A 15,465-nucleotide genomic window follows, 5' to 3' on the forward strand; every position below is an offset into this window, starting at 1 on the left:
AACTAATTTTAGCGCTCCATTTTTTGGATCTTTGCAATATCTCCCGTGCCCATGTCTTAGCGGGTACGAAGGACTGGCTCTTCAGTCTTTGATAAATGGTTGAGAAAAGGAAAAACCAGCATCCAATGCAACTGCACAACCCGTAAATCTTGCTGGTGTTCAACAAGGCCAATGACCATCTCTTGATGGCCAGCCAAGGGGTGTCTGCGATAGGTTCCAAAGATGTAGTCCCACCAGGGAATATTGAAGCCAAAATTGCTATTGGTTTCTTTGGTGATGGCAGAATGATGGATGCGATGCATGTCTGGAGTGATTACAAACAGCCGTAGTAAGCGCTCTAATGGGGCAGGTAAACGAACGTTGCCATGATTGAACATTGATGTTGCATTGAGAATGATTTCAAATATCAATACAGCAACGATGGGTGTCCCTAACAACAAAATGATAATCATTCTATTGGCCATTGATAGCAAGATTTCAACGGGATGAAATCTTAGGCCTGTCGTCACATCAAAGTCGAGATCAGCATGGTGCACTCGATGGAATCGCCACAGTGCTGGCAAGGCGTGAAACAGGACATGGTTTAGGTAGGTAATGAAATCCAGACAGATAACAGATAGCACTACAGTCTGCCAGTGCGTCAGAGGCAACGTGTAAAATATTCCCCATTGCTGTTCCTTAGCAATGGCAGCAACACCTAATGATGCCAAGGGAAAGATGGCTCGTAACACAATCGTACCCAGGGTCAATAATCCAACATTGCTAAACCATCGCATTACCCTGGGAGATGAGGAATGCCGGCAAGGGGCCATGGCTTCCCATAGTTGCATCAACATAAGTATGCCGAAGAAAAAGCCACACCGAATCGTAAACTCATACTCCAACAGTTGTAGCTCGCCGATCATCATTCTATACGTCCTCTAGTGTATGGAGCAGGCCATCTATATCTAGTCTAGGTCTCCTCGTCACACAAATAGGGCACTTTGTCTAGGTCTCCTCTTGACATAGATGGGGCACTTTGTTCAGCAACCTGTATGATTATTTATTTTTTGAATTAAAAAAGATAATGGTTATGAATCAACACTAATGTTTCTAATATTCTTAGAGTCGATTAGAGGCCACAAATAGAGCCATTAGAACGTCAGTATTCGAGTACAGAGGCTTTTTAACGCTGTACTAAAGTTAGAAATCTACGAGTATGCTTGAGGGTAGTTCAATTGGATTACAATTCTATTTTTTGGGAGAGTGGCTTGGCTCGCCAAAGCTCACATCACAGCTTGATTTGGAAATAAAGCAAACGGTTCTGATGCTAGCTTTGGGCAGCTCGATGATCAGTTTGATTGTGGTTGCCATACAAAACTATCGATTAAACCAAGAGGTTAAGCGTCGCCAGCAGGTTGAGGCCGAGTTGCTGGCCAGTGAAGCCCACCATCGGGCCCTCATTAATGCCTTACCTGACTTGATCATGCGCATCAATCGCGATGGCATCTATCTTGAGTTTTTAGCGTCCCCCGACTTTCCCGTCCTCGGTGAACTACAAAATTGGGTAGGCACCCATATCACTGATCGGCTACCGCCAGATATCGCTCAAAAACGGTTAGAGGCTTTGCAAAAGGCGTTGGCAACCCAATCGATTGAAACCTATGAACACACTCTTTTGATTGATGGCAACAAACAAATCGAGCAGGTTAGGGTTGTTCCCTGTAGTGCAGATGAAGTGTTGATGCTGGTGCAGAATATTAGCGATCGCAAACAGGCAGAGGCCCGTCTACAGATGAGTGAGCAACGGTTTCGCCGTGCGATCGCAATGGCTCCATTTCCGATCATGATCCATGCCGAAGACGGTGAGGTCCTGCATATCAACGGTACTTGGACTGAGCTGACAGGATTTACCCAGAAGGATCTGCCCACTACTCAAGTATGGGCCCAGCTAGCCTATGGTGAGAGGGCGACTGAGATGCTCGAAACTGTCATTGCGAAGAACTATAGTCTGGCATCTCGTGGAGATGAGGACACACAAACTATCAATATTGCCAAAGGCAAGCAGCGGATCTGGCAGTTTAGCTCCGCACCGTTAGAAAAGCTGGCAGATGGTCGACGCATTGCCATTACGATGGCCGTCGATATTACCCAGAGCTGCCAGACTGAGAAGGCCCTACGGGACAGTGAAGAACGATATCGCAGTATTTATAATCAAGCCGCTGTTGGGTTGGCCAATGGCACGCTCGATGGCAAATTTGTCGATGCCAACCCCCGCTTCTGTGAAATGCTGGGATACTCTCGCGAAGAATTACTGGCCAAACCCATTAGCGAGATTACCCATCCGGATGATCGAGACCAGAGTCAGGTTATGGCCCACAGGCTATTTACCAATGAAGTCCTTTACCTTTTTCATGAAAAACGCTATTTAAGAAAAAACGGTAGCTTTTTTTGGTCCAATACGGGAGTATCCATTGTAAAAGATGCCCAAGGTAATCCTCAACATACGTTGGCTGTTATTCAGGATATTAGCGATCGCATCAAAGCAGAAGAGAAATTAAAACATGATGCGTTTCACGATGCGCTAACGGGCTTGCCCAACCGTAGTCTGTTGATGGAACGTTTAGAGTTGGCCCTTAAACGAGTCAAGCGACACCATGAAACCCAGCTGGCTGTAATGTTTTTAGACCTAGACAACTTTAAGGTCATCAACGATAGCCTGGGTCACTCCGTTGGAGACAGGCTGCTGTTGGCAATTTCCACCAGACTCAAGGGCGTCATTCGAGAAACAGATTTAGCCGCCCGTTTGGGCGGCGACGAATTTGTCATTCTCCTAGAGGAGATTGGAGACCTGGCAGAAGCCACCATGGTGGCAGAGCGCGTTTTAGAAGTGCTGCAAACACCGCTTAACATTGCGAACCAACGGTTATTTCCAGGGGTAAGTATTGGTATTGCCCTATCCAGACAACAACATCATTACATAGCCTCTGAACTTTTGCGCGATGCCGATGTCGCCATGTATGACGCTAAGCGTAGGGGGCGAGGGCAGTATGTTGTCTTTGATTCCACCATGCATCTACAGGTGGTGCAGCGACTGCACCTTGAGAACAAGTTGCACAGGGCATTGGACAATGAAGAATTTTCACTCTACTATCAACCCATTGTTAATCTGAAAACTCAAAAAATAGAAGCCTTTGAAGCCCTACTCCGCTGGCAGCATCCTGAAGAGGGACTAATGTTGCCAGATCGATTTATTGACATTGCCCAGGAGATTGGGCTGATTGCCCCTATTGACGAATGGGTGTTGCGAACAGCCTGTCAGCAGTTGGTGCTCTGGCAAACTCATTTTCCTGAACATTCTCCAGGGATCAATATCAATTTTTTAGGTGAACACCTCAAGGAATCGCTACTGGTCAAGCTTGAGAAAGTTTTAGCCGTCCATAGACCTGTAGACAACAGTTTAATGATTGAAATAACAGAAAGCATGCTGGTGCAGGATTGTGAAACCACCCAACCTTTGCTGAATCAACTCAAGCACTTTGGTGTGGGCGTTGTTATTGATAATTTTGGAGCAGGATACTCCTGTCTACGCCATTTGCATCAGCTACCTGTAAAAGCCCTCAAAATTGACCAAGGCTTTGTGAGTTCAATGGAATTAAACGGAGTCAATCAGATTATTGCAGAGTCAATCATTACCATGTGCCAGTCTTTGGGATTGACAACGATTGCAGCAGGTGTAAAAACACGGCAACAACTGCATTGGCTAAAAGAAATAGGTTGTAATGCGGTACAAGGAGACTATTGTGCTGAACCGATGGGGGTGGAGGAAGCAACCGATCTGTTAGCTCAAGAGCAATCTTTCCAGCGGCCTCATTTTCCCAGGGATGCGTCTGAATAATTAATTTTGATTTGTTTTTTGTTAAATGTGCTACATATAACTAAATCGTTAATGAGTCACATTCATGAGACTGGATCGCTTTCAATGGGGTCTATCCGTTTATCGATGTCATGGTGCCCTTTCCCCTTGGGCTGAGCTAGAGGCCTATCGGCAAATGCTGATGGATGTAAGGGGTGTGACGGAAAGTGCGATCGCAAACGGTCTATCGTTAGAGGTGTTTTTAGCCTCAGATCTGACCACTAGCTATGATCCCATCTGGGGACAGGGCTTTTTATCCCCTGAATAATTCCAGACAATTGTTTACCAAAGCTTCGCAGAATAGACGCAGCCGATTTTAGAATGCGGATAGCACAATAGGGAATGAGTAGAGTTAATCGGCTCACTAACTAAACGTTCATTAGGAGGTTACAAATGCATAATCGCCATGTTGTAGCTGGTGTTCTGATGATGACCACGGTGGGCAGCTTAGCCTATCCGGCCCATGGGCAACTTGAGCACACCCAGCTGGCAGTAGAGATCAGTGGTGTCAATACCCCCCAAGGACAGGTCTGCCTTAACCTCTTTAATAGCAGCGATGGATTTCCTGGGGATCGAGAAGAGGCCCTGGAAAGCCTATGTTTAACGCTGACAGAGGACTCCCCCCCCGTAGCCACCTTTGAGAATCTGGCCCCTGGTAGCTATGCGGTTTCAGTCTTCCATGATGCTAACAACGACAATGAGTTTAACCGCAACTTTGTCGGCATGCCTGCCGAGGGGTTTGGATTTTCCAGAAACCCAGAAGCGCTAACCGGGCCACCTGAATTTGGAGACGCTGTGTTTTTGGTAGCAGGCGCAGAAAATAGGATCGAGGTTGAACTCAGCTATTTTTAAGGCAACTTCTAGATAAATTAAACTTATCCCCCTGATTTTAAGGGGGGGTGAGGCAGATTCTAAGAATTCAAACAGCTTGCTTAGATAAAATATTGAGTGCATATACCCTGGTGATGATACACCCAGGGTATACCACCACCAGTAACTCGATATTTTAGAGTCTGTTATGAGTGACGTTTACGATGCCTTTATTTCTTATGGTCGTGCTGACAGTAAGGCATTTGTTGTCAACTTGGGTAAACGGCTGACGGATGCTGGCTATCGCATCTGGTGTGATTTTAACGATATCCCCCTGGCCGTAGATTTTCAGAACCAGATCGATAGCGGCATTGAAAAATCCCATAATTTTCTCTTTATTATTTCACCCCACTCCGTCAACTCAGACTATTGTAGTAAAGAAATTGAAATTGCCCTGCGTCATCAAAAACGGATTATCCCCATATTGCACGTAGAGCAGATTAATCGAGAAATCTGGCAACAGCGAAATCCCCACGGCGGCGATGCACAATGGCAAGATTATCAGGCCAAGGGACTGCATTCTAGCTTTCCCAACATGAACACCCAGATTGGTAAAATCAATTGGGTTTACATGCGGCCAGAGCAAGATGAGTTTGAAAAATCTTTAACGGACCTCCATCAGATTTTCCATCGTCATCAAGACTATGTGGAGAATCACACCCACTTCTTAAATCAGGCCCTTGGGTGGGAGCGACAACAAAAGCAAACGGAGTTTTTACTATTAGGAGAAAAACGACAGCTAGCAGAAACCTGGCTGAAACAACGGTTTAAAAACGAACAGGCTCCCTGTGAGCCCACCGACTTGCATTGTGAGTTCATTACTGAAAGCATTAAAAATGCTAACAACATGATGACTCAGGTGTTTTTGGCCTATGCCCAGGCGGATGCCAACGTTATGGACAACATTCGGCGATCGCTGCGACGTCAGGGGTTTACGGTTTGGAGTAATCAGACGGATATCGCCACAGGAGAGGCCTTTAAACGGGCTGTGGATCGGGGCATTGAAGAAGCTGATTCCATGGTGTATCTGCTGTCGCCCGATTCTCTTCGGTCCAAATATTGCCAGTATGAATTGAAGTATGCCCTGACCCTTCACAAGCGAATTATTCCTATTTTAGTCAGGCCCCTGGGGTCCGCTGAGAGCCCACCGGAACTGGCCTCACTGCAATATATCGATTTAACGGATAACTTAAATCAAGATGATTATCAGCTGGACGAAAACGGGTTGATTAAGACCCTCAACCAGGATGCGGTTTATTATAACCAGCACAAAATTCTCTTGACCAAAGCCTTAAAGTGGAAACGGCAACAGGAGAATCCTAGTGTGTTGCTGCGGGGCTATGATCTAAGCCATGCAGAGGCCTGGTTAAAAACAGCGACTGGGCGAACCGTGCAGCCAGCAATGACGTTGCACCATGACTTTATCCAGGCCAGTTTAGACCAGCCACCCCTGTCTTCCATCGATGTATTTATCTCCTATTCCAGTGCCGATGCCGATATTGCCCGTAAGATCAATGGCGCTTTGCAAAGCCAAGGTAAAACCACCTGGTTTGACCAGGAGAGTATTGCCGCAGGTACTGCCAACTTTCAGCGAGAGATCTACCAGGGCATTGAGGTATCCGATAATTTTTTGTTTATTTTGTCCCCTCGGTCCGTCAACTCACCCTATTGCAAATTAGAGGTGGACCATGGAGCCCGCTTTAACAAGCGGTTTGTGACTATTTTGCATCAGCCTATAGAGACCGCTGACCTGCATCCCCAACTTGCCCAGGTTCAGTGGCTAGATTTTAGCCAGCAACGGGGCAACTTCACCACCCATTTTAATCACCTCATCCGCACACTGGATACGGACCGTGACCATGTGCAGAGTCATACAAAATGGCTCCAGCGCGCCCTGGAATGGCAGCAAAAAGAGCAGAGTCATGATTTGCTATTGCGGGGGGCGGAGAGTGCGATCGCAACCCAATGGCTGCAAGACACACAACAAAAGCAGAAAAAACCTGCCGTCACAGCAGAGCAACAGAGCTTTATCACCGCCAGTCAGAATGCCGCTAAAGCCGAAACCCGTCGTGAAAAACGACGTATGAGAATTACCCAATCTCTACTGGCAGGTGTGAGTATTTTGTTTGTGATTGCAGCGGGAGCCAGTGCCATTGCCTTTAGGAACAACAGTCGTTTGGTGCTAGATGAGAACGCAGCGGAGACCAGCCGGTTACTGATTACTAAACCTGTAGAAGGGCTGTTGGACTCTCTCAAGTTGGTTGGCAAAAGCCGCGCCCACCTGAACGGACTGCGCCTTTCTGTGCGCTCTACCCTGCGAAATGCCATGGGTGCGACGGTGGAAAAAAACCGATTGCTAGGGCATCAAGATGCGGTTTGGTCAGCGGTGTATAGCCCAGACGGGGAGATCATTGCCAGCGGCGGCTTCGATGCTGTTATTCGACTGTGGGACAAAGACGGCAATGTGATTGGTCAACCCTTTGCAGGCCATACGGATGATATTTGGTCCATAGCGTTTAGTCCAGACGGTGAAACCATTGCCAGTGCCAGTTCTGATCAAACGGTACGGCTATGGAATTTGCAGGGCAACCCGTTGGGTAACCCACTGGCAGGACATTGGGGACATGTGAAGACCGTTGCGTTTAGTACAGATGGGGCCTGGATTGCCAGTGGTGATCAGGGGGGGCTGTCAGGTTATGGAATCGACAAGGCCGACTGTTGTACCCACCGTTTCAGGCAGATGGCCAAAGTACGGTCTGGTCGGTGGCCTTTAGTCCGGACCGTACACAAATTGTCAGCGGTCGCGAAGATGGGCTGCTTCACGTTTGGAGTCCTCAAGGGCAATTGTTGAAAACGTTGCGAGGGCATACCGGCACCATTATGTCGGTGGTATTTAGCCCCGATGGCAGCCTGATCGCTAGCGGTGGTAACGATAACATTGTGCGGATATGGGATCGTCAGGGCAATCTACGGCACCAGCTAGAGGGCCACATCGATAATGTCATCTCCCTGGCCTTTAGCCCCGATAGCCGATGGTTGATTAGCGGTGGTGACGACAACACTGTGCGGGTGTGGAGCCGAGATGGGCAGCCGGTGGGACCACCCCTGACTGGCCACGATTACTATGTGTATTCTGTTGCCGTTAGCCCCGATGGCAACACTATTCTTAGCGGTGGTGAAGATCAGACACTACGGCTATGGGATATGCAAACTGTCCTGTTGCGCCAGGCCACCCAGCTGCACGATGGTGCGGTGCATGCCATGGCAGTTAGCGGTGATGGCCAAACCCTGGTGACGGCAGGGGCTGACGGCAAGATTAACCTGGTGCCAAACGGGGGCAAAGCCCTTACGTTTCAAGGACATGCCGACGCAGTGCTATCGGTGGCCATTAGCCAGGATGGCCAAACCCTTGCCAGTGGCGGTGAAGACAATGTCGTTAAACTTTGGAATCGTCAGGGCTATGGGCTTGCAACCCTCACCGCCCACCAGGCACCCGTCAATGCAGTCGCGATTCATCCCACCCAACCGCTGATGGCCAGCGCCAGTGACGACACCACTATCCGCCTATGGGATCTGCAGGGAAATCCTGTAGGGCAATCCATTGAAGGGCACACCGATAAGGTGAATACGGTTGTGTTTACCCCCGATGGCCAGCGGCTGATTAGCGGCAGCGACGACCGCACCATTCGCCTGTGGGATCTAGAGGGCACCCCCATTGGCGACCCCATCCAAGGACATACGGATGATGTGAATGCCATTGCCTTTAGTCCCGATGGCCAACTGTTTATCACGGCCAGTCGCGATCGCACCCTCAGACTCTGGGACAGCAACGGTCGCCCTATGGTAGACGAGCCGTTTAGAGGTCACCTTAGCGATGTGATAGCCGTTACCTTTAGCCCTGATGGTGACTATATTGTCAGCGCCAGCCGAGATCAGACCCTACGGCTATGGGATTTAACCGGCAAGCCCATTGGCAATCCATTAACAGGCCATAATGCCACCGCCAGCACGGTTTTATTCAGTGGCGATGGCCAATGGATCCTCAGTGCCAACAGTGATGGCTTTCTGCGACGTTGGGAAGGGGGCAGCCTGCAAGATTGGGTGGGGTGGGGGTGCGATCGCATTCGCGAGCATGCTCTTGTAACGTCAGACGATGCAGACATTCGCTCGCCCAGTGCGGATGCGGTGAGTAGCGTGTGTCAGTTCTAATAATTGTCTTAGTGAAGAGCTTTTTAGGCGTGCGATCGCACCTCACCCCCTGCATACCTCTGCTAAGCTCACCGTATCTAACAACAAATTCATCCTCCTCAACATGAGATTACTCGTCCAACTCATTGGCCTTGTCCTGATGCTGCTAGGGATTTATTACTTAGGCAGAAACATCTTTTTCACCACCAATGTGAATCCCTACTTTTGGCGCGGCATTGCGGCTGATGCATCAATTTTCTTGCTGTGTGCTGGCATTTGCCTGTTGGTGTTCATGCCATTGGGAGTTATGAAGCAATTAGGTTGGATTTTCGTTGCTGGTGGGATTGTCTGTATTTTCGTGAGTAGTCGAGCCATTCTAAACCCGACCAGTCTTTGGCAGTTCTTTGTTGCCACGGCATCTATGGCGTTTGGCTATCGGTTGTTTGCGACCGGGCGTTAGCGTTGAGTCAGCACTGAATATCCCCTGCGTTCTCCACAACCCTATGGAATAGTCGACAGTCAATTACATACAATACAACTTTAAGCGGCCCTGAACCGCTAAGTTAGAGCCGCTTAAAGTAGTTGAAATCGTTAGCTCGTACTCATTAGCCAATAAATCAGCCAAACAGGATGAGCTGCATTATCTACGGGGTTTTGCCTTATTGACTTTCAGATTACGGCCCATCCACTCAGCGCCATCCAGTGCTTCAATAGCAGCCGTCTCTTCTGCCTCTGTTGCCATGTCAACAAAAGCAAATCCACGCTTCCGACCGGTTTCCCTGTCGGTGGGTAAATGGGTACTTTTCACGGTGCCGTACTCTGCAAAAGTCTGATTTAAGTCATCTTGTGTGACGTCAAAAGATAAATTACCAACATAAATCGTCATCGAACTTCTCCAATAGTAAGCGTGTGCAGATTTAAATTCGGAGAACCGTTGGTTAGACGAATTGCATAACCGAAAATAAGCCATAGGCAAAACGCTAACACGGGATTCAGGATAATAGAGGAAATGCAGCAAAATTTAAATCTGAAGAGAATTCGGACTCAGTCGTTAAATGACTCTGTCATCCCACGGGCTTAGGTATACTTCATCTATAATGATTTTAGGGAAATTATCTAGGAAACGAATATTTAATATTTGCTTACTTGTTCCTATTTTAAGTAGCCTTAGCAGCTTAGTTCCCTCTCCTAATGGCACTTTAATGTGTGATGTTGCCAGGTTGTTGATTAGCTAGCCAGAAGCATAGGCCTACTGGGAAATCGTCAATTTATTCATCACTCCAAAGCTCTTGGAAAGGTATTCTCAGCTACAATACATTCCCTTAAAGTTAACAATGCTTCCTCGTACAGATATTCCTTACCCTAGTTGTTAAACCTTTGGTCATTACCGCTCTCGTTAGTGAGGAAATGTGTAGGGAGTGAAACCAATACCTAAAATTTCGATAACAATATAGGTATTGGGCAGCTGATTGATTAGTAAGTTCTCTTTGTAAGAAAAAAGAGAGAACTTAAGGCTGTTGTGACCTGATTTAGGGATGAGGGTTTTATAAGGTCCTAAGTCATGGCTGTACAGAGGCATTTCATGGAACGCCCACAGGCACAAGGTCAGCCCCTACGTTAAAAAAACTGAATAACATACGCTTGGGAGATAATTATGGAAAGCTTTGATTACATTGTTTTGGGCGCTGGCTTAGGAGGGCTTTCTGCGGCAGCTTGTTTAACACGTCAGGGCCATAGGGTGGCTGTTTTAGAAAAACACTATTTGCCAGGGGGATGTTGTCACACCTTTGATTTTGGCGATTATCGATTCTGTGCAGACGTGCATTACATTTCTCAGTGTGCGCCGGATCAGGCCATTGGTCAGTTTCTTAGCTACATTGAGCGGCCCGTGGAGTTTAATTCGCTGGATCCAGAAGGTATTGATCGGGTGATTACGCCGGAGGTGGATTTTAAGATTCCGTTGGATTGGGAGGCGTTGCGATCGCGTCTTCTCGCTACGTTTCCAGATGAGCAAACGGCCATTAACCGCTACTGTAATGAGATTCACCAGCTGCACACAGAAATTCGCGGCCTGACCAACGAAATTAACTGGTATGACCGCAAGTGGTCTGACTGGTTAAAGCTGCCCAAATACTGGAACCTCTACAGTAAGCGTAACTGGACCCTGCAAGATTTGTACAACCATGTGGGGCTGTCCCCCAAACTACAGAATCTGTTGGCAGGCCAAAGCGGTGATTATGCCCTACCCCCCAACGAAATTGCCTTGATGACCCACACCTCTCTAGTGTCAGATTATGCAGAAGGGGCTTATTATCCCAAACATCACTTCAAACATTTTGTCGATACCATCGTAGAAGCCATCACCGCTGGGGGTGGGGTGGTGCAGCTATCCACCCCCGTAGAACATATTGAGGTCAGCGAGCATCGAGTGCAGCAGCTGATTACGGCCAACGGAGACATTTACCATGCGGAAAAGGCCTACATCAGCGATCTAGACCCGAAGCTAACGGTGGAGCTAATGCACATTCCTGGCGTGCTCAGTAAGCAAGAAACCAAACGTCTGACCGGCTATGATTATTCTGCCAGTGCCTTTAACCTCTATCTGGGCTTAGATGACCGCTTTGAACCAGAGCGCTATGGTCTGGGTAACTGGAATATTTGGTATTACCCCACCGGCAATTTAAACCAGGAATATCAGAAACAACTCGCTGGCGATCTCAGTCATCCCTGGATCTTTCTCTCTTGCCCCACCCTAAAATCCAGTGAACCTGGGATGGCTCCAGCGGGACATCATGTTTTAGAAATTGCCACTGTCTGTCCCTATCAGCCGTTTGGAGAGTTACATAAATACGATAAAGCAGGCTACAAAGCCAAAAAGCGTGAGCTGTATAAACAGATTATGAACAGCGTACGCGACTTGATTCCTGATGTGGATCGCTATGCTCGGATGAAAGTGTATGGTACACCCACCACCAGTGAGTATTACCTGGGCCAGCCCCAAGGCAATATTTATGGCGCTAAGCTGATTCCTAAACAGGTGGGTCTGCACCGTATGGGCTATACCACAGAGCTGCCAAACCTGTTCCTGGTGGGGGCCACTGCCGGTTATCCCAGCGTACCCGGTGTGATAATTAACGGCATGGATGTGGTAGAGCTGATCACAGGTCGGACAATCCAGCACAAACAAGCACCTGCCAACGTTCCAGAAAAAGTCTCAATATAACAGTTCAAAACAATTTTTTTAACTGCAGAAAATGCATTATGGAACAGGCATTTTCTGTAGTTTTATGATGATTTTTAAAAATCATTGAGCCGTGAGACTTCTCTTTTTCCCAATTCTCGGATTTAGTCGAGCCAAGCTACAGCAACGGCTGGCGGGCAAGACTGGATTGATTACGGGGGCAAGCTATAGCATTGGTGAATGTTTGGCAGAGAGTCTGGCAGATACGGGTGCCCATCTGCTGCTGGTGGCGCGCACAGCTGAGAAACTGAGGCAGGTAAGACAGCGGGTTGAAGCAAAAGGTGGGCGAGCGGACGTACTACCCTGCGATTTACGAAATCCGGCTGAGGTGGATGCATTACTGCATCAGCTGTCAGGCCGGGTGGATGTTTTTGTCAGCAATGCCGGAAAATCCATCCATCGCTCTATTTTTGACTCCCTCCATCGAATGCATGATTTTACCCGCACCATGAATCTGAACTACGTTGGCCCGGTGCAGCTGATGCTGGGTCTGATTCCTGGTCTAGTGGCGCGGCAGGGACAGGTGATTAATATTTCTGCGGTCAATGTGCTGCTGATTCCTGCCCCTAAGTGGGCGGCCTATCAAGCTTCAAAAACGGCATTTGACCAGTGGTTTCGCAGCGTCGCTCTGGAATTAAATGCCCAGGGTGTCAGTACCACATCCATTTATCTACCGCTGGTGCGTACACGCATGATTAAACCGACCAAGGCATATAACGACATGCCTGCCATGCTGCCCGAGCAGGTGGCGCAGTTAATTTGTCGAGCAATTATTTCCCGCAGGCGCACCTATGCCCCATGGTGGTTGATGGCTGGACAGTTGGCATCCGTAATCGGTCGCTGGCCCTGGGAAGTGATCCTCGGACATAGACGCAAATCAAGAACCTGATGAGCACGCTGCTAGGGAAGCTATATTGCACTCGGTTGTTAACGCCTGTGGGCCTGTTTTATCTGCTTCTCAGATGGCCTATCAGCCAAGCAACAAGCAGCTGAAGCGAAGCAAACCAGATCGCATCGTATTGTAAGACTTTAATTGAGACGGGCGATCTGGCCTATCGAGATGACCAAGGAGATATTTTTCTCTGTGGTCGGGTGGATGACATGATTGTCTCTGGTGGTGAGAATGTTTACCCGATTGAGTTAGAAACCGTTTTAATACAGCATCCGCACATAGAGGCGGCAGCGGTGCTGGGGATACCAGATAAAGAGTTTGGTCAACGGCTAAAGGCAGTAATTGTTATAAAGCCAGACAGTGGGTTGGATGTGTCGGCTATGCGTGATTGGTTAAAAACCAGGGTTGCGCGGTATCAGATACCTGGAGTGATTGAGTTTCGGGAGGAGCTACCGTATACGTAGTTGGGCAAGCTGGATAAGAAGGCGTTGTTGTGAGTTTAAACGTCAGCGTGGCCTGTTATCACACAGACGAATGTAATAATGCCAAACAACCATATGGGCATAAAGACAGTGCTGCCGCCACCACGCCCACCATACCAGCGCGAAAACCCTCTTTAAAAGACCTTTATTCGGATGGGGATTTGATGGTCTGATGATAGCAGAAGCCGATAAATATTGTTCACCCTATGAAGTTGTTTATATTGGGAATAGCCAAGCATTCTGCCAATACGAGAACACGATATATTCGTCTGGTCATCTAAACACTAAAGCGCATAATATTTTCCTAGATGACCTAGTTTCTATCGGAATAGTCGGGCTTTTAACTAAAATCTTTCTTTTTCGGACTCATATGAATTTTATAAAAGAGAATTTTACTTCTCAAGCTATAACTATAGTTGATTTGATATACCTTTTAACTTGGTTTGACTGTGCCCAATTTAGTCATCTGGCTTGGTGGTTTATGTCAGCTGAGTAACAACATCAATAAGGCTTAAAATTTTGATGTTATTATTTAGCCGTCGAGATATGCGTTTTGGGAAAACCATAAGCAATCAATCCTATCAAATGGGTCTTTGCCCATTTCTAGGAAGTCGAACATATAGTTGTTACTTGATTCCGAATCTCGCATAGGGAGAAACTCTGGAATATAGATGCCCAGCCTATCCATTATGCGCCCTCTAGGATAAGGTCTATCTGCCGTAATTTCCTCCTTTATGACAAAACTATCAATATCTTCTATTCTATCAATTACATGATAGTATGTGCTTGTCATAGGTGGATTTTCGTCTCTTCCACATTCTTGCCGTCTTACATCACTAGCCTCAACAAGGTATCCCCAATAGTCCCAAAGTTCACGTCCTGTGAGGTCCTCATAGCCTTTTATAGTTGAGAAAGCTGGAATAAAACACTTTTCTAGTATTCCATTTCTATAAATAACGTATCCTGCCTCTTCTCCTGTAAAAAATCTAGCTACTGATGCTGCTGGAAGCAATTCTGAAAGAATGCGCAGCCTAATGTCCAGTGCCTGCTCCAGACAAATCTGGTCAATATCGAGAATGATGTACTTGTATCCTTTGAGCCGGTAAAGCAGCGCGTATTTCCTGTCGAATAAGCTAACAGTTTTACCATAGACATTTGAGAGATGCTGCTCAATACCAAGAGTGCTATCTAATGCACACAGCACACTATCAAAGTCTGTTTCAAAGACATAGGCTTCCCTGTGTGAGTCGGGTGAAGAAAAACCCCAGTTCTTAGAAACTGAAATTAAGCCATTCTCCAATATTATATCGTCAAGGCAAGTTAGTCTGCTTACCATTATTATTGTGGAATAACAAACACTACTCCATGTATCTCAGGGTCAGGAAGGCCTTCTGCTCTTCTCTCTCGTAACCACTCGTCATACTCAACATTTTTCTCTTCCACAAATGCATCAATCCTAGCTTGCCTTTCCGGAGAAACAGATAGATTGTTGCTGAGAGCATCGACCACTTGTCGAGCCATGTCTTCAGTTATATAAGGTATGGTCTCATTTGGTATCTGTGATGCAATTTCAGGTGGTAGGATATCAATTGGTTGCATAGGAATTTGTTTGTTTAAGTTATCTTGTCGGGCGCGATAGACAAGATCGATGATGACCATAAAAATACTAGCAAAGCCCAATCTTGGTTGTGGCACATAATCGAAGGAAAAGTAACTGATTAGGTGGCCAGGAATAGCAGCAGTCATAAGAAAAATAAGACCACGAATATTGAGTGTGGCCATGGTTAAGCACTAATTGTTTAGTGCTAGAGGTAGAAATAAAAGCCTGGTGCACCAGGCGGCAAACGACTTTAGGGTACCCGGAGGCCGTCGTAGATGCGTTAGGGGTAATTCCACG

13 protein-coding genes are annotated in these 15,465 nt (G+C 47.2%); 9 read left to right on the forward strand and 4 right to left on the reverse strand.

Translation table 11 applies throughout. The features are described 5' to 3' along the window. Positions 1 to 56: 56 nt before the first annotated feature. Positions 57 to 908, reverse strand: a complete 852-nt coding sequence (locus U2F10_RS09645; RefSeq protein WP_163669514.1) for a sterol desaturase family protein — start codon at positions 906 to 908, stop codon at positions 57 to 59. Positions 909 to 1,327: 419 nt separating this feature from the next. On the opposite strand from U2F10_RS09645, the gene U2F10_RS09650 reads away from it, so the two are divergent. From U2F10_RS09650 to U2F10_RS09675, 6 genes are all read left to right on the forward strand, one after another. Beyond that, the gene (locus U2F10_RS09650) at positions 1,328 to 3,877 is read left to right on the forward strand and encodes a sensor domain-containing protein (protein WP_499871863.1); all 2,550 of its coding nucleotides are present in this window, start codon (positions 1,328 to 1,330) and stop codon (positions 3,875 to 3,877) included. Between the two features lie 64 nt (positions 3,878 to 3,941). Further along, complete coding sequence (locus tag U2F10_RS09655; protein WP_499871864.1) at positions 3,942 to 4,163, forward strand: hypothetical protein; 222 nt, start codon at positions 3,942 to 3,944, stop codon at positions 4,161 to 4,163. A 125-nt stretch (positions 4,164 to 4,288) separates the two neighbouring features. Then, positions 4,289 to 4,747 (forward strand): DUF2141 domain-containing protein, encoded by a 459-nt coding sequence (locus U2F10_RS09660; RefSeq protein WP_163669520.1) that lies wholly within the window; start codon positions 4,289 to 4,291, stop codon positions 4,745 to 4,747. A gap of 166 nt (positions 4,748 to 4,913) precedes the next feature. Beyond that, positions 4,914 to 7,616 (forward strand): toll/interleukin-1 receptor domain-containing protein, encoded by a 2,703-nt coding sequence (locus U2F10_RS09665; RefSeq protein WP_499871865.1) that lies wholly within the window; start codon positions 4,914 to 4,916, stop codon positions 7,614 to 7,616. Beyond that, positions 7,529 to 8,974, forward strand: a complete 1,446-nt coding sequence (locus U2F10_RS09670; RefSeq protein ID WP_499871867.1) for a WD40 repeat domain-containing protein — start codon at positions 7,529 to 7,531, stop codon at positions 8,972 to 8,974. The genes U2F10_RS09665 and U2F10_RS09670 overlap by 88 nt, the downstream gene beginning before the upstream one ends. A 103-nt stretch (positions 8,975 to 9,077) precedes the next feature. Then, positions 9,078 to 9,413 (forward strand): hypothetical protein, encoded by a 336-nt coding sequence (locus U2F10_RS09675; protein WP_499871868.1) that lies wholly within the window; start codon positions 9,078 to 9,080, stop codon positions 9,411 to 9,413. A 180-nt stretch (positions 9,414 to 9,593) separates the two neighbouring features. Here the strand turns inward: U2F10_RS09675 and rbp are convergent, their stop codons facing one another. Continuing rightward, positions 9,594 to 9,839 carry an RNA-binding regulator gene (rbp, locus tag U2F10_RS09680; RefSeq protein WP_163669526.1) on the reverse strand — a complete coding sequence of 82 codons (246 nt, stop codon included), beginning with the start codon at positions 9,837 to 9,839 and terminating at the stop codon, positions 9,594 to 9,596. 768 nt (positions 9,840 to 10,607) lie between these two features. Here rbp and U2F10_RS09685 point away from each other — a divergent pair. The 3 genes from U2F10_RS09685 to U2F10_RS09695 all read left to right on the forward strand — a co-directional run bounded on the left by U2F10_RS09685 (position 10,608) and on the right by U2F10_RS09695 (position 13,550). Next, positions 10,608 to 12,176, forward strand: a complete 1,569-nt coding sequence (locus tag U2F10_RS09685) for a phytoene desaturase family protein (RefSeq protein WP_499871869.1) — start codon at positions 10,608 to 10,610, stop codon at positions 12,174 to 12,176. A gap of 91 nt (positions 12,177 to 12,267) precedes the next feature. Then, the gene (locus tag U2F10_RS09690) at positions 12,268 to 13,083 is read left to right on the forward strand and encodes an SDR family NAD(P)-dependent oxidoreductase (protein ID WP_163669529.1); all 816 of its coding nucleotides are present in this window, start codon (positions 12,268 to 12,270) and stop codon (positions 13,081 to 13,083) included. Between the two features lie 212 nt (positions 13,084 to 13,295). Then, positions 13,296 to 13,550 (forward strand): AMP-binding enzyme, encoded by a 255-nt coding sequence (locus U2F10_RS09695; RefSeq protein WP_499871870.1) that lies wholly within the window; start codon positions 13,296 to 13,298, stop codon positions 13,548 to 13,550. 550 nt (positions 13,551 to 14,100) lie between these two features. Here the strand turns inward: U2F10_RS09695 and U2F10_RS09700 are convergent. Beyond that, complete coding sequence (locus U2F10_RS09700; protein ID WP_163669534.1) at positions 14,101 to 14,904, reverse strand: hypothetical protein; 804 nt, start codon at positions 14,902 to 14,904, stop codon at positions 14,101 to 14,103. 2 nt (positions 14,905 to 14,906) lie between these two features. Continuing rightward, positions 14,907 to 15,350, reverse strand: coding sequence for a hypothetical protein (locus U2F10_RS09705; RefSeq protein ID WP_163669536.1), 444 nt, complete (start codon positions 15,348 to 15,350; stop codon positions 14,907 to 14,909). Between the last annotated feature and the right edge of the window lie 115 nt (positions 15,351 to 15,465).

It is taken from the genome of Leptothoe sp. EHU-05/26/07-4, from assembly GCF_043421015.1.
Classification (GTDB): domain Bacteria; phylum Cyanobacteriota; class Cyanobacteriia; order Phormidesmidales; family Phormidesmidaceae; genus Leptothoe; species Leptothoe turfae.

Bases quoted from the DNA above. Each gene is read 5' to 3' on its own strand.
- U2F10_RS09705 (WP_163669536.1), bottom strand. From the start codon at position 15,350: ATGGCCACACTCAATATTCGTGGTCTTATTTTTCTTATGACTGCTGCT.
- rbp (WP_163669526.1), bottom strand. From the start codon at position 9,839: ATGACGATTTATGTTGGTAATTTATCTTTTGACGTCACACAAGATGAC.
- U2F10_RS09685 (WP_499871869.1), top strand. From the start codon at position 10,608: ATGGAAAGCTTTGATTACATTGTTTTGGGCGCTGGCTTAGGAGGGCTT.
- U2F10_RS09695 (WP_499871870.1), top strand. From the start codon at position 13,296: ATGATTGTCTCTGGTGGTGAGAATGTTTACCCGATTGAGTTAGAAACC.
- U2F10_RS09650 (WP_499871863.1), top strand. From the start codon at position 1,328: ATGATCAGTTTGATTGTGGTTGCCATACAAAACTATCGATTAAACCAA.
- U2F10_RS09675 (WP_499871868.1), top strand. From the start codon at position 9,078: ATGAGATTACTCGTCCAACTCATTGGCCTTGTCCTGATGCTGCTAGGG.
- U2F10_RS09660 (WP_163669520.1), top strand. From the start codon at position 4,289: ATGCATAATCGCCATGTTGTAGCTGGTGTTCTGATGATGACCACGGTG.
- U2F10_RS09645 (WP_163669514.1), bottom strand. From the start codon at position 908: ATGATGATCGGCGAGCTACAACTGTTGGAGTATGAGTTTACGATTCGG.
- U2F10_RS09655 (WP_499871864.1), top strand. From the start codon at position 3,942: ATGAGACTGGATCGCTTTCAATGGGGTCTATCCGTTTATCGATGTCAT.
- U2F10_RS09700 (WP_163669534.1), bottom strand. From the start codon at position 14,904: ATGGTAAGCAGACTAACTTGCCTTGACGATATAATATTGGAGAATGGC.
- U2F10_RS09665 (WP_499871865.1), top strand. From the start codon at position 4,914: ATGAGTGACGTTTACGATGCCTTTATTTCTTATGGTCGTGCTGACAGT.